This is a genomic window from Algoriphagus litoralis, from assembly GCF_003259255.1.
Lineage (GTDB): Bacteria > Bacteroidota > Bacteroidia > Cytophagales > Cyclobacteriaceae > Algoriphagus > Algoriphagus litoralis.
Genome location: NZ_QGOL01000018.1, coordinates 32,819 through 46,061 on the forward strand (window position 1 = coordinate 32,819; position 13,243 = coordinate 46,061).

At 45.7% G+C, this 13,243-nt stretch carries 11 protein-coding genes; 9 read left to right on the top strand and 2 right to left on the bottom strand.

Translation table 11 applies throughout. The annotated features are described in order from the left end of the window. The first annotated feature begins 106 nt into the window (after window positions 1–106). Both DK188_RS19045 and DK188_RS19050 read left to right on the top strand, forming a co-directional pair. Window positions 107–3,277, top strand: a complete 3,171-nt coding sequence (locus tag DK188_RS19045) for a TonB-dependent receptor (RefSeq protein WP_198673050.1) — start codon at window positions 107–109, stop codon at window positions 3,275–3,277. A gap of 77 nt (window positions 3,278–3,354) precedes the next feature. Beyond that, the gene (locus DK188_RS19050; RefSeq protein WP_111672443.1) at window positions 3,355–4,725 is read left to right on the top strand and encodes an alkaline phosphatase family protein; all 1,371 of its coding nucleotides are present in this window, start codon (window positions 3,355–3,357) and stop codon (window positions 4,723–4,725) included. A gap of 50 nt (window positions 4,726–4,775) precedes the next feature. Here DK188_RS19050 and DK188_RS19055 read toward each other — a convergent pair whose 3' ends face one another. Beyond that, complete coding sequence (locus DK188_RS19055; RefSeq protein ID WP_111672444.1) at window positions 4,776–5,393, bottom strand: Crp/Fnr family transcriptional regulator; 618 nt, start codon at window positions 5,391–5,393, stop codon at window positions 4,776–4,778. 345 nt (window positions 5,394–5,738) lie between these two features. Here DK188_RS19055 and DK188_RS19060 point away from each other — a divergent pair, with 345 nt between their 5' ends. The 7 genes from DK188_RS19060 to DK188_RS19090 all read left to right on the top strand — a co-directional run bounded on the left by DK188_RS19060 (window position 5,739) and on the right by DK188_RS19090 (window position 11,046). Beyond that, window positions 5,739–6,278 (top strand): uracil-DNA glycosylase family protein, encoded by a 540-nt coding sequence (locus tag DK188_RS19060; RefSeq protein ID WP_111672445.1) that lies wholly within the window; start codon window positions 5,739–5,741, stop codon window positions 6,276–6,278. A 4-nt stretch (window positions 6,279–6,282) separates the two neighbouring features. Next, a complete protein-coding gene (locus tag DK188_RS19065) occupies window positions 6,283–6,711 on the top strand; it encodes a DUF1801 domain-containing protein (protein ID WP_232825773.1) in 429 nt (142 codons plus the stop codon). Window positions 6,712–7,019: 308 nt separating this feature from the next. Continuing rightward, on the top strand, window positions 7,020–7,907 hold the full coding sequence (locus DK188_RS19070) for a dienelactone hydrolase family protein (RefSeq protein WP_111672446.1): 888 nt from the start codon (window positions 7,020–7,022) through the stop codon (window positions 7,905–7,907). A gap of 223 nt (window positions 7,908–8,130) precedes the next feature. Then, window positions 8,131–8,760 carry a hypothetical protein gene (locus DK188_RS19075; protein WP_111672447.1) on the top strand — a complete coding sequence of 210 codons (630 nt, stop codon included), beginning with the start codon at window positions 8,131–8,133 and terminating at the stop codon, window positions 8,758–8,760. A 26-nt stretch (window positions 8,761–8,786) separates the two neighbouring features. Further along, window positions 8,787–10,073 (top strand): MgtC/SapB family protein, encoded by a 1,287-nt coding sequence (locus DK188_RS19080; RefSeq protein WP_111672448.1) that lies wholly within the window; start codon window positions 8,787–8,789, stop codon window positions 10,071–10,073. Further along, the gene (locus DK188_RS19085; protein ID WP_111672449.1) at window positions 10,070–10,540 is read left to right on the top strand and encodes a cupin domain-containing protein; all 471 of its coding nucleotides are present in this window, start codon (window positions 10,070–10,072) and stop codon (window positions 10,538–10,540) included. The genes DK188_RS19080 and DK188_RS19085 overlap by 4 nt, the downstream gene beginning before the upstream one ends. A gap of 32 nt (window positions 10,541–10,572) precedes the next feature. After that, complete coding sequence (locus tag DK188_RS19090) at window positions 10,573–11,046, top strand: acyl-CoA thioesterase (protein WP_111672450.1); 474 nt, start codon at window positions 10,573–10,575, stop codon at window positions 11,044–11,046. Window positions 11,047–11,177: 131 nt separating this feature from the next. Here the strand turns inward: DK188_RS19090 and DK188_RS19095 are convergent, their stop codons facing one another. Beyond that, window positions 11,178–13,226, bottom strand: a complete 2,049-nt coding sequence (locus DK188_RS19095; RefSeq protein WP_111672491.1) for a family 20 glycosylhydrolase — start codon at window positions 13,224–13,226, stop codon at window positions 11,178–11,180. Between the last annotated feature and the right edge of the window lie 17 nt (window positions 13,227–13,243).

A 13,243-nucleotide genomic window follows, 5' to 3' on the forward strand; every position in this document is an offset into this window, starting at 1 on the left:
TTCCTCTTTTAAGCTTTTATGAACATTCCCTACCATGTTAATTTTTAACATCCCCTAGGCTTAGCGCGGCTCTAGCTTTGAACGATCAATCAATCTGTTCAAATCTATGAGATTAAAAAAATTTACCCACAGCGCTTACCTTGCCCTGATGCTACTGTTTTGCATCACGCTTGGTCAAGAGGCCTTTTCGCAGGCAGTCAATGCGACCCTTTCCGGAAAACTTACCGACAGCAGTGGTGAAGTACTGATCGGCGCACAAGTTTTGGTAAAAAACGAACTGACCGGCTTCACCGCTGCCACAGTGACAGGAATGACGGGGAATTACATTGTTTCTCAGATTCCCTTGGGCACCAATTACACCGTAACAGCCACCTACATGGGATACGGCACCAAGTCTTTCACCGGGATCGCACTGAACCAAGGAGATAACATCAAGCTGGATATTGTCCTGAGTGAGGAAGCACAGCAGCTTGGCGAAGTGAGCGTCGTTGCCAATTCGATTGCCAATAGCATAGATCGATTTGGTAGCTCCACGGCGGTATCTGCCAAAGACATGGCTACACTTCCAGTAAACGGAAGAAACTTCAATTCACTGGTGGATCTTTCGCCTGTTTCCAATGGCAATAGCCTTTTGGGTCAGCTCTTTTCCTCGACCAATTATACCATAGACGGGATGACCAACCGGAGTCCGCTTTCGAGTGGCTCAACCAATAGAGGCCCATTTTCGATTTCGATGGAAGCCATCCGGGAATTCGAAGTAGTCACCAACGACTACGATGTCACCAATGGCAGAAGCGGCGGCGGTATCATCAGTGCTGTGACTAAGACCGGTACCAATCGTGTGGAAGGTTCCGCCTTCTTTTTCAATCGCGCAGACTGGCTAGCAAGTAAGTACGATACCCGTGGAAATATCCGAACCAATGATTTCGCCATTCAGCAATACGGGATCACGCTAGGCGGTCCGATCATTAAGGATAAGCTTCACTATTTCTTCGCATACGACGGTCAGCGGGATGCCAGACCTTTGTTTATTGCGGATATCCGGACGCCGGAAGATGAAGTCCGGTACAATCTTTCCCAGGAATCCCTAGACCGTTATCTACAGATTGCCCGCACCAAATATGGGGTGGCTGATTCTCCGCAAACCGGAAGTTTTGACAAACTCCGCTACTCACACACGGCATTTGCAAGATTGGACTACCAGATCAACCCTTCCAATTTGCTTACCATTCGAAACAACTTCTCTTGGGATCTCAACAGTCAGGGAGTCTCTGACAACACAACGATCAACTTGTATGAAGTGTACGGGGATCACCTATCCAAAGCTAACAGCCTGATGGCATCCCTTCGTACGGTACTTGCTCCCAACCTGACCAACGAAATCAAGCTTCAATACCTCTATACTTTGGATGATGGCCGGCCAAGCGAACAGCTTCCAAGTGAAAACATCCCCAGAGCAATCGTACAGCGAGTGGAGTCGGTAGTGAATGACCGAAACGTCAATACCAACATCCAGATCGGTGGTCAGCGGTACCTACCAGAGCGTTTTGAATCCCACGTTTACCAACTAGTCAATAACCTGTATTTCAACAAAGGAAAGACGAATTATACCTTCGGAATGGACTTGTTGTTGAATAAATTGACTTCATTGGCTACCAGCGAATTCAATGGCAGATTCTGGTTTACAGGCTTGAATAATTTCGACAACCGTACTCCGTACCGCTATGCTAGAGAAGTGGCTTTGGTAGATCCTACCGTGAAGCAAAACATCTTTGGGGGTGGCATCTATGCGCAAGCGGATACTGACCTTGGTCGCGGGATGAACTTAATCGTAGGACTTCGTGGAGATTACACGACCTATCAAAATTCGCCAAACTTCAATCAGACTGTTTTTGATGAGCTAGGTCTCCGGACTGACGTGAAAACGGGTGGATTTCAGATTCAGCCAAGAGTCCAGTTCACTTGGGATGTAAATGAGCGCCAGACGGATATCATCCGGGTAGGTGCTGGGATTTTTGGTTCAGCACTGAACAACTACACGGATGTGAATAACCTCCAATTTGACGGAACAAAAATCGTAGCCATCGATGTCACAGGAGCAAATGTACCTACTCCGGACTTTGAATCTTACCGCAACGATCCATCCACCGCCCCGGGTGTAGATCTGCTGAACAACCCCAACATCTCCCCTGTCACCACGATCAACATGAACAGTGAAGATCTGAAAGTGCCAACTGTCTACAAGGCCAATGCAATGTACAGCCGAATCATTAATAACCGATTCCGTGTGGGCGCCAACTTCATCGCGTCTATCGCCAGAAACAATTATATGTACCTGGATCGAAACATTGCCGATCAGCCTTTCTTCAGATTGGAAAATGAAGGCAACAGAGGGGTTTTTGTCCCCGCAGAAACCATCAGCACAACCAACGGGAATGCAGATTGGACACAGGGAAGAAAGACAACAGAAGTCGGACGTGTATTGGAATTGGTCAGTGAAGGTAAAAACAACACTTACACTGTCGTAATCGATGGTACCTACCGATACTTCAAGGACGGACAGATCACAGTAAGCTATACTTGGAATGACTCCAAGGACAACACTTCCTTCAATGGAAACGTGGCCAACAGTGCTACCCTGTTTCAGGCGGTAATTGATGATCCTAGAGACCTGTCGCGGATGAGCTATTCCAATGGTCAGTTTAGAAACAAAGTAGTGCTCTATGGCACGCTGCCAACTTTCAAAGGATTCACCGTCGGTGTGCGATACTCGGGAATCGGAGGAACACGCTACTCATTGGTGGTGAATGGAAATGTCAACGGGGACTTTGTAAACTCCAACGATTTGGCTTTTGCCTTTGACCCCAGTGCAGCGGGAGTACCTGAGAACATTAGTCAGGCGATGCAGGAAGTATTGGCAAACCCGGATAACCTAGCCAAAGAGTACATCCAGAACAGCCTTGGTCAGGTAGCAGCAAGAAATGGAGGGGAAAATGGCTACTTCGGAAACTGGGACATGAGGGTGGCCAAGAAAATCTTCTTTACCAAAAGCAAACAGTCTGGCCTTGAACTCGGTGCAGATATTTTCAACGTAGCCAACCTGCTGAACAAAGAGTGGGGCACCACCAAAAATCTCGGCAATCAAAACTTGATGACCATCAGAAATTTTGACCCGGTCAACAGACAATATGTCTACGAAATCAATCCCAATGTAGGTGTCGCCAATCCAGGCGGAACTCCATATCAAATCCAGATTTCAGGTAGAGTTTTCTTTTAAATCAATCTCTTATTCAGAAATCCGGCAACCGAGGTGTGGCTGGATTTCTTTTTTGAATCCCCCAACTACAAAGATTTATGAACAACCCCTCAGAAATAAAATCTTGGGCTTTAGCTTTTGGTATCCTCATCGGAATAGCCAGCCCAAGCTTAGCCCAAACGCAGGAATCGAGACCAGCACAGCATGTAGTTTTGATTTCCATTGATGGTTTCAGACCGGACTTTTACCTAGAGGAAAAATGGCCCGCCCCAAATCTTCAGGAAATGGCACAATCAGGCGCCCGTTCCTTGGGTGTCACGGGAGTATTCCCGTCGGTGACTTACCCATCACATACGACCATAATCACCGGTCGGACACCACTCCATCACGGGATCTACTACAATGCACCTTTTGAACCCACCGGGCAGACCGGCCGCTGGTTTTGGGAAAGTGACTTGATCAAAGTCCCTACCCTTTGGGATGGTGTACGGGCCGCAGGAATGAAAAGCGCCAGCTTTATCTGGCCAGTCTCTGTAGGCGCTCCGATCGATTACAATCTTCCAGAGTTTTGGAGTTTGGAAGAAGGATTTGGACGGATAGAGCCGATGCGGGAGCAAGAAACACCGAAAGGGCTAATGGCCGAACTGGAAGAGCAGGTGGTAGGTAAGTTAAATGAGCGGACTTTCAATGGGGATTACCTCAATCGAGAAGATCGTATTGGAGAGATGGCCGGCTATGTATTGGAGACCTACAAGCCAAACTTGATTACCCTCCATTTGATTGCTACGGATCACTTTCAGCACGAAGAGGGACGGGATGGACCCATGGTCCGTAAATCACTGGCCGCCACGGATCGGGCAATTGGCAAAATCATCGAAGCTGCTGCGCGTGCCGGAATTTTGGATCAGACGACATTCATTGTGACCGGAGACCACGGTTTTGTGAATATTCACAGTTCGATCAGTCCAAACGTTTGGTTGGTGGAAGCAGGGCTGATGGAAAACAAGCCTGACAGAGGCAATTGGAAGGCGACCTTTCACACGAGTGGTGCATCGGCTTTTTTGCATTTGAAGGATCCAACTGATGCGGCTACGCTGCAAAAGGTGAAGACCATTTTGGAAAATCTTCCGGAAAGCCAGAAGAAACTTTTTAGAGTTTTGGATCGCAGCGCCTTGGATCAAGTCGGTGCCGATCCCAATGCCGCCTTGGCTTTGGCTCCGATTCAGGGAATTTCCTTTTCGCCATCAAGCCAGGGAGCCGTCCTGAAACCTGCCAAAGGTGGAACACACGGTTTTTTTCCTGATTTTGATGAAATCGAAACTGGCTTCATTGCCTGGGGAGCTGGAATCCGGGAAAATGTTGAAATCCAGGAAATGAGTTTAGTCGATGTGGCCGCAGTAGTCAACTACCTGCTCGGTCTGAAAATGGACCTACCGGAAAGCAACCTCTATCCAGGTATCAAAAAATAATGACCTAAGCCTAATGACTTAAACTACACAAAGTCATTAGGCTTTTTCTTTTAGCTTAGTTTCCTTTTTTGGGCTATGGGAGTTCTACCGATTCCTTCGCGCATCACTTTCGAAACGGTCTGCCGGGTGAGCCCGGTGAGGTCAGCGATATCTTGAAAAGTGACGATTTTCTGCAGGTGGAATAGTTTGCCGGAGGCATCCAAGATTTGATCCTGAAAATAGGGCATAAGCTTCTTCACTTTTTCCTGTGGAGTCAAACTTCTGACCGCATACAACCGATCCTCTGCCCGACACCACCGACTAACCAGTTCCTTGATAAACCAATCTGCCAGTTTAGGGGTGTTTGTAACCAATTGCTTGAAAAAATCCACCTCATATACCCGCAATTCTGCAGTGGTCAACGTCTTGGCAAATTCTGAGAATTGGCCATTTAGGTACTGTAGATTTCCGAAAAAATCTCCAGGCCTCAGCACGTCATAACAAACCTCCTCTCCCTCAGGAGAATAGCAGCCGATTTTCACAGCTCCACTCAGAATCTCAAAGATGGGGGTGATCCGCTGTGGAGGTTGATAGATCAACTGACCCTTTTCCAGAAGAACAGTCTCTACAAACTTTTCCGCGACAGCTATCCCTTCCTCTTCCAAATAATTAAAAGGACCATATTTCATGCGTCTATAATTGAAATTGAAAGGTCACATGGAATCTCGTAGGGTTGATAGTCATATCATAGTGTGACTTTTTAATCATACTCGATTTCATCTGTCTAATAGTTGGTTTTTCAGTGGCCAGATGAAACACCCCAAGTAACTAATCTCAGGCGGGAGAACAGCTTCCTATGGGCATTTCATGGTTTTATTTGCAAGTTGGGTCGTTATCGAGCAATAAAAGCTTCCGTTCCTCAAACTTAACAGGAAGGTAATCTTCGCATAGAATTTGAGTAAATCAGTGGATTGAGCTACAATTTGAAGGTCTCCAAAAACCAAGCAGCAGGCATTTTGAAAAAATCTTAGCCTATGATCACAGTCCAACACAGATTTGCTACCCATTCGATACATCCCGAAACACAAACGCTGATTATTGGCACATTCAATCCCGAAACAAAGGCCAATTCAGCAGAATTTTTCTACGGAAGAAGCAGAAATCATTTGTGGAAAATCCTTCCCACTGCTTTTGGAGAGCCTAGTTTAAAAGGCTCTTCTACGCTAGAAAAGATCTTGTTTATTCGCAGACATAAGCTTGACTTCACAGACTTGATCTCAGATGTTCACGTAGAAGAGGGGCAAGAGGCAAACTACGATGACCGCTATCTTGATGGGAAAATTTCCCGCTGGCAGGATATCCCCAGTCAGATAGAAGAACTTCCGGAGTTGAAAAAAGTATGCTTCACAAGGAGAACTTTCTCCGGCATTCCCAACATGAAGAGGAAGATTGAAGAAATAAAACTACACTGCGAGAAGAATAATATTTACTTTAAAGAATTAACTACTCCCGCGAGAATTTACACCGAAAGCAAGCAATTGGAGTGGAATGATTTTCTTTTGAAACCTGTCTAAGAAATTGAAACACCTTTTCCTCCAGACCCAACCAGAAGTAGATCATGCTTTTGCTGCTTATCCGGAGCAGGTAAGAGCGAAGATGAACTTTTTGAGGGACTTGGTGATCGAGACCGCCCGGGAAGATGAACAGCTAGACGTCTTGGAAGAATGTCTGAAATGGGGTGAACCCAGCTTTGTCTGCAAGCATGGAAGCACCTTGAGGATGGACTGGAAAAGTAAAATACCGGATCAATATGCACTTTATTTCAAGTGCACGAGCCGATTGGTGGAGACTTTCCGTGAGGTTTACGGTGACTTATTTCGCTATGAGGGGAATCGTGCGATCCTCTTCAATCTGGACCAAAATATCCCTGTGAGGGAAGTGAAAGCCTGCATCAAGGCTACCTTGAGATACCATAAGGTAAGGCATCTGCCCAGGCTGGGAATCTAAACTGCGGCTAATAGGGTTGATTTTTTAATAAATTTGGATCATCGGCAGTGACTTAGGAAGTCGAATTTCACTTTGATTCCACCTCGACTTCGCTCAGTACCCGCTAGTTTCGTTTTGGGATGAAAAGAGGCAAATGAGGGTATGGAATTGCCGCGGTCATTTTATTAACTAGCGATGGTGAGGTAAAACCGGATTTCGGATGAATAAAAAATCCATTCACATCAAATTTGATCCAAGCCACCTGAAAACCCATTTTTTCTCAACTGATTTTGAATAACTTAAGCAACACTAACAAAAACTTTTAACCCATGAAACAACTGCGAAAAGAAGACATCCCTCAGGAAGCCTTTGACCTCTACGATTATTACTGCCACAACAAGCTAGACCGACGGACTTTTGTCGAAAAGCTTTCTGTCTATGCCGTAGGTGGAATCACGCTCACCGCATTGATGAGTGCCATGATGCCCGACTATGTTAACACTCGGACGATCGAACCCACAGATGCACGGATGCAGAGCTCTGACTATGTCATGTATGATTCTCCCAAGGGCGGCGGACAGATCAAGGGCTTACTTTCCAAACCTGCAGGCAAGGGAAAATCCCCGGGAATCGTAGTAGTACATGAAAATCGCGGACTCAATCCTTATATCGAAGACGTAGGAAGGCGCTGCGCTGTGGATGGTTTTATTTCTATCGCTCCAGATGCCCTTACTCCGCTGGGAGGATATCCCGGCAATGACGATGATGGGAGGACAATGCAATCCAAACGTTCCCGTGACGAGATGCTTGAAGACTTTATTGCAGCCTATGAATACCTCAAAAAGCATCCTGACTGTGACGGAAATGTGGGCGTAGTCGGCTTTTGCTTTGGAGGATGGATTTCAAATATGATGGCGGTACGGATACCGGATTTGGGGGCGGCAGTTCCCTTCTATGGAGGTCAACCTGCTGTAGACGATGTGCCAAAAATCAATGCTCCCCTTCTTGTCATCTACGCTGAGCTGGACGAGCGGGTGAATGCCGGTTGGCCAGCTTATGAGGAGGCCTTGAAGGCAAACAACAAAAACTATGAAATGATCAACTATCCCGGTGTCAACCATGGCTTTCATAACAATACCACCCCCCGGTATGATGAGGCTGCTGCGAAGGCTGCATGGGAAAAAACCATTGCCTTTTTCAAAGCGAATTTGGGTTAAATCAAGCGCTCTCAATAGGTTCAGTAGTCCTCCTGAGTGGAGTCCAAGGCTCAGGAGGCCACCGAAGACCGATTTGAGCCAGCCTTTTTCAGTTAGTTTGATGGCTGAGTTTAATTCAAGATTAATCCAATTTTAGCTTTTGAATACCCAACTGATTCTTCTTTATCCAGGATTCTATTTATTCCGAATATTTGACTAGTATCGTTGAAAATATCAGTATAAAATGAAGAAAATCATTCCATACACCTCATTTCAGGAAGCACTTGAGGCCTTTGACAACGGTGGTAAATTTTTCAACCTATTCAGCCATGCGCACGACGGGGTGGTTTCGACAGCGGAATTGGGCAAAGTCGCCGGAGTGATCAATAATAAACAGGCCATGATCCTTTATCTGGTCATGTCGATTTCGCACTTGGACACCCGGTCCAGAGAACGCGTTCTAGCCAAACTGGACACCCAGCTTTTTGACCTGTATGAAAAATACCGTCCCGTGCATATGAGTGTGGATCAGGCACTGGATCGTGGTAAACCCGGGATTAGCACTACAGCGGTGGGTACTTTGAAAAAAATCAGCAGTTCGACTGATCTAGGAGGCAGCATCATGGTGCCTGTGGTAGTGGGGTCGGACACAAGTTTTGCCATGGTCCCTCTTGAAAACACCTACGAAGTCTATGAGTTGAGCTCAGAAGATTCGGATAGGGTTTTGATGGTAGCGCATCATAAAGAAAAACAAGGTCTGCCCGAACGGAAGGTAAGACTGGGGGGAATGCTCACCGCTCTCAGCCATCCTGCTGGAACCAATCAGGAAAACTCAGTATTTCTTGAGGCCCAATACTACATGGAAGAAGACTAAGCTTCTTTTTTCCAAAAGATCTCAAATTGGAAACATTGCTTATCGATCAGGAATCTTTTTCCCTTTCACAGGGAGATTTCATCATCCGCCTGCTGGTATCGATCGGCATTGGCGGAGTGATCGGACTGGAGCGTCAATTCCGTGCGATGAAAGAAAACTCGCAAGGATTTGCTGGCATTAGGACTTTTATCTTTTTGGTAGTTCTCGGATTTCTTGCTGCAGCGCTATATTACCTATTTTCCCCATGGATTTATATCGCAATTTTTCTGGGAGTTAGTTTATTGATCGCTTCTACCTATTGGGTATCTGCGTCAAAAGGGGATCGAGGCGCTACCACTGAGTTCAGCTCATTATTGGCCTTTGTTTTAGGTTCGTTGACTTTCGCAGGATTCATCGAAATGAGCCTGATGATCACTGTTCTGATCGTGGTGGTGCTTTCTTCAAAATTCCGAATCAAATCGATAGTAGGAAAGATCACTGCCGAGGAGTTGTATGACTTCATTCGTTTCGTAGTCATCGCTTTATTACTGTTTCCGTTCTTACCAGATCAGACCTACGGTCCATATGATGTAGTGAATCCAAAAGAAATCGGTTGGGTTATACTTCTGACTTCAGGACTTGGTTTAGTGGGCTATATTCTGACCAAGTTCCTTGGGGCGAACAAAGGAATCCTTTTGGGAGGCATAGTAGGCGGACTTGTATCGAGTACAGCAGTGACTTGGATTTATGCCAAAAAAAGCAAGGAAAACGAAATACTCTCAGCCAACTGCGCTACAGCGATTTTGGCGGCTTCCTCCATCATGGTTGTCCGGGTACTGATCTGGACCTTCATTTTCAACAAATCACTTTTCAATAGTCTTATCCCAAGCATTGGATTACTAATCCTGAGTGCTGTGGGGATCACGATATACATTTTTTCCAAAGGGAAAAACACAGCAATCGAAGGAGCTGAAATGCCCCTGAGCAAACCTCTAGACCTGAAAGGCGCGATGGTCTTTGGGGCGATCTATGTGGTAATTTTAGTGGTGGTGAGCTACGCCAATGAAAATCTGGGGGAAGGCGGAATATTGGTTTCCAGTGGAATTGCAGGCTTTTCAGACATTGATGCGATCTCAATTTCCATTTCAAAATTGACAGGTGAATCGCTCGATCTCCGGATCGGCGCAACCGCCATCTTGATTGCGGTCATTTCCAACACGCTGGTGAAAATGGGAATCGGAATCTATGCCGGAAGTGTAGCCTTACGCAAAAACCTGCTTATTGGCTACGGAACCATGTTTATTGCAGCGCTTATCGCTTTCTTTCTACTATGAAAAAATTCAACGCTTCTATTTTCCTAGCTACAGTCCGTTCTTCCAAGATTTTGGCGCTTATTGTTTTGGTAATCATTTCCTGCCAAGAAAAAGAGAATACCGTTTCATCTCCTTCCTCCGAGCTCATCGCCGAATCCTATGTATCCTGGAATGGAGATTCACTTCCAGCTTATCCTTCGGGAAAACCCAAAATCTCAATCGTCAAAGTTACCATTCCACCTCATTCCGAACTCCCACATCACTACCATCCTGTCATCAATGCGGGCGTCTTGCTCAAAGGCGAACTGACCGTGGTCGATGTGAAAGGAAATGTCCTGGAAATGAAAGCAGGAGACCCGATCATTGAAGTAGTCAACACGATTCACTATGGAAAAAACAACGGGGATGAACCTGCCGAGATTCTGGTCTTCTACGCCGGTGCAGAAGGAAAGGAAATCGTAGTCAAGGATGCCGTTTCTAAGGAATAAGTCTATTTTTGATAAAATTCAATCCGCAAACCATGCCATCACACAAGACCACTTTTCAATTTATCAGCGAACCCGGAGATGTCAATTTTGGAGGGAAAGTACATGGAGGATCTGTCATGAAATGGATCGATCAGGCGGCCTATACCTGTGCTCGAACTTGGGCTGAAAGCTACTGTGTGACGGTGTATGTGGGTGGTATCCGATTCTACAAACCAATCAGCATCGGTGAAGTGATCAAGATCGACTGTCAAGTGATTCTGACCGGAAGTTCCAGTATCCATATCATGGTGGAGGTATATTCGAGAGCTTTTTCACAGAAGAAGTTTGAGAAAAAGACCCACTGCATCATCATTTTTGTAGCAGTGGATGAAAATGGCAATCCCAAAACCGTGAAGCCTTGGGTGCCCAAAACCGAGCAGGAAGTGAAGCTACAAGAATACGCCGAAAAGCTGAAAAAGCTCCGTAGTGATATCCATGAGGAGATGCGACCATTTTTTAATGAGTAAAGGTTTTTCAGGATTTCTCGTTCTAAAGAGTTTGCAATCCTGATGCTTTTTTTTGGGGTTTGAACCCACTAGTAAAAAGGCCGGATTGCACATTTTATAACACTTCCTCGGGATAAAAATCCCAAGGAACACTACTTCTCCAACACCTTCAACTTCTCCAAAAACAATCCCTCCACATAAAACTGCCAATCGGAAAAGTTCTTTGCCTGATTGGCCAAATGGACATGGTGGTCCTGATCCAGAATGTAATCAGCAGGTTTGTTGAGCTGCCGGGTTTTGCCATAGACAGTCTCCAGATTACGTTGAATCGCCATCCACTCGGCTTCCATGCCAGAAAGCTTGGCTTGGGCCTGACTTCGTTTTTCACCACTCGGCTCATCTAGTTCCGCCAGTGTGAGGATAGCCCGATTGGAAAACTGAACCGCCTGCGCCACTTGCTCATAAACTTCCAAAGTATAGGAATTTCGGACTGCTCGTTTTTTAGATTTCTCAATTTGCAGTAAAACTGAATCCACGCGAGCCAGATTTGCCTCTGCCTTTTCGATTTTTTCCTGATACTTTTTAGTCCAGGCTCCTGCTGAATCGGGATCTGGAAAAGAAATAAGCGCTTCTTCGATTGGATTTTTGAGTTTTCTCAGGCGATTCCGATCTCTTTTTTTATCCAAAAGCATATTTTTCCAATCTGCAACTGGACCTTCCAAGGTATTGATAAACTCATTTTCAATTGAAGCCAACTTCCCACCGAAAGCTCGCTGTCTGTAAGCTGCATGCAGTTCTTCCGTATTTCGCTTTTCTCCCGCCCAAGTGTATTCTGCGAAAATCGAAATGCCTCTTTGGTACAATTCAAAGTGCGGAGAATCATCATCCCAAAGCGTCAAAAGCAATCCATCAGCCTTATTGCGGATCGAGATCAGCGCAAAATCCCGGATGTTATCGGTGTTGCTTTGGTCGAGCGGCATCAGATTCCAGCGGGTTTGTCCAGCCGTAGCACCCATAACTTTGAATCCGTTGTCGGTAAACCATTTGATGGCCCGGTTATTACCAGGGGACTCCGGCATATCGTAATTCCAACGCATATAGACGCAGTTTTTGGGAAATAAGTCGATGTATTTGTTCAGATTCGCTTCATTCTCGGACCAGATGCTGTCGACCTGAGGGGAAGTCAATTTTCTATCATAAATGGATCGATAGACACCGGCATTTTGCAAGGGCATGTCATCCCAAAAGATCGGCGTCAGTCCTTTTTGAGCAGCATAAGCACTCACCCGATTGAGCCAGATCAGCTGAAGTTCTAAAGGAGACTTCCCACTATTTCTTCCCGTGGTGTGGACTTCATCACCTCCGACGTGCAGGTAATTGGCAAAAGGAAAAGCTTTCAAAGCATCCTCATACAAGTCAAACTGCACTTTGTACGTTTCCTCGTTCAGCGGATTGAAGGCCCAGTCGCTTTCCGGATCATCCCGCAATGATTGGTATTCATCATGCTTCAGAATAAACGATGCGTGCCCCAAACCTTGCACCAAGGGACTGATTCGGATATTTCGGGAAATGGCATAATGGCTGATTTCCTTCCATTCTTCAATGGAAAAAGCATCCGAAGAACCCACGCTTGGCTGCAATTCGTAGCGGAGTTTGTCCTCAATTTCAATGATCACAGCATTGATTTTTTGCGCAGCAAAGCGATCCATCAATTCAAAATAGTATTCTTTTTTCTCCAAATGGTGCTTCACATCCAAATGAACGGCCCGATAAGCCAAAGCCGGGGCATCAGAAATGGAACATTTCGGCAGCGGAGCATTTTTGTCTTTGGCATCTTCGATCAGCTGTCCAAGGGTGATCAAACTGTAGAAAAACCCTGCATTGGATTGAGCTTTGATTTCAATCTTATCTGATGAAATCTTTAGCTCATAGCCTTCAGGATGCAACTCATTCTTATAATTGAGATCGACAAAAAACATTTCCGTTCTTATCCCACTTAGCCCTTGATTGGAAATCAATAAGTCTTTCGTTTTATTAACCCACTGTTCTACGGTTGAAATATCCAGATCTGATTCACCGGTAATTTCAAAAGAAACTGGACTGGGCAGGACCACAAAATGGGCTTCGGAGGAGGATTTTTTTCCGCAGGAGAAAAAGGCAAATATCAAAAGGAGAAAGGCTGAAACCTGAAGTAAGCGCATAGGACTTGGGTTGATTG

Coding starts and splice junctions, on each gene's coding strand:
- DK188_RS19090 (WP_111672450.1), top strand. CDS start 10,573: ATGCCATCACACAAGACCACTTTTCAATTTATCAGCGAACCCGGAGAT.
- DK188_RS19045 (WP_198673050.1), top strand. CDS start 107: ATGAGATTAAAAAAATTTACCCACAGCGCTTACCTTGCCCTGATGCTA.
- DK188_RS19050 (WP_111672443.1), top strand. CDS start 3,355: ATGAACAACCCCTCAGAAATAAAATCTTGGGCTTTAGCTTTTGGTATC.
- DK188_RS19070 (WP_111672446.1), top strand. CDS start 7,020: ATGAAACAACTGCGAAAAGAAGACATCCCTCAGGAAGCCTTTGACCTC.
- DK188_RS19060 (WP_111672445.1), top strand. CDS start 5,739: ATGATCACAGTCCAACACAGATTTGCTACCCATTCGATACATCCCGAA.
- DK188_RS19075 (WP_111672447.1), top strand. CDS start 8,131: ATGAAGAAAATCATTCCATACACCTCATTTCAGGAAGCACTTGAGGCC.
- DK188_RS19095 (WP_111672491.1), bottom strand. CDS start 13,226: ATGCGCTTACTTCAGGTTTCAGCCTTTCTCCTTTTGATATTTGCCTTT.
- DK188_RS19055 (WP_111672444.1), bottom strand. CDS start 5,393: ATGAAATATGGTCCTTTTAATTATTTGGAAGAGGAAGGGATAGCTGTC.
- DK188_RS19085 (WP_111672449.1), top strand. CDS start 10,070: ATGAAAAAATTCAACGCTTCTATTTTCCTAGCTACAGTCCGTTCTTCC.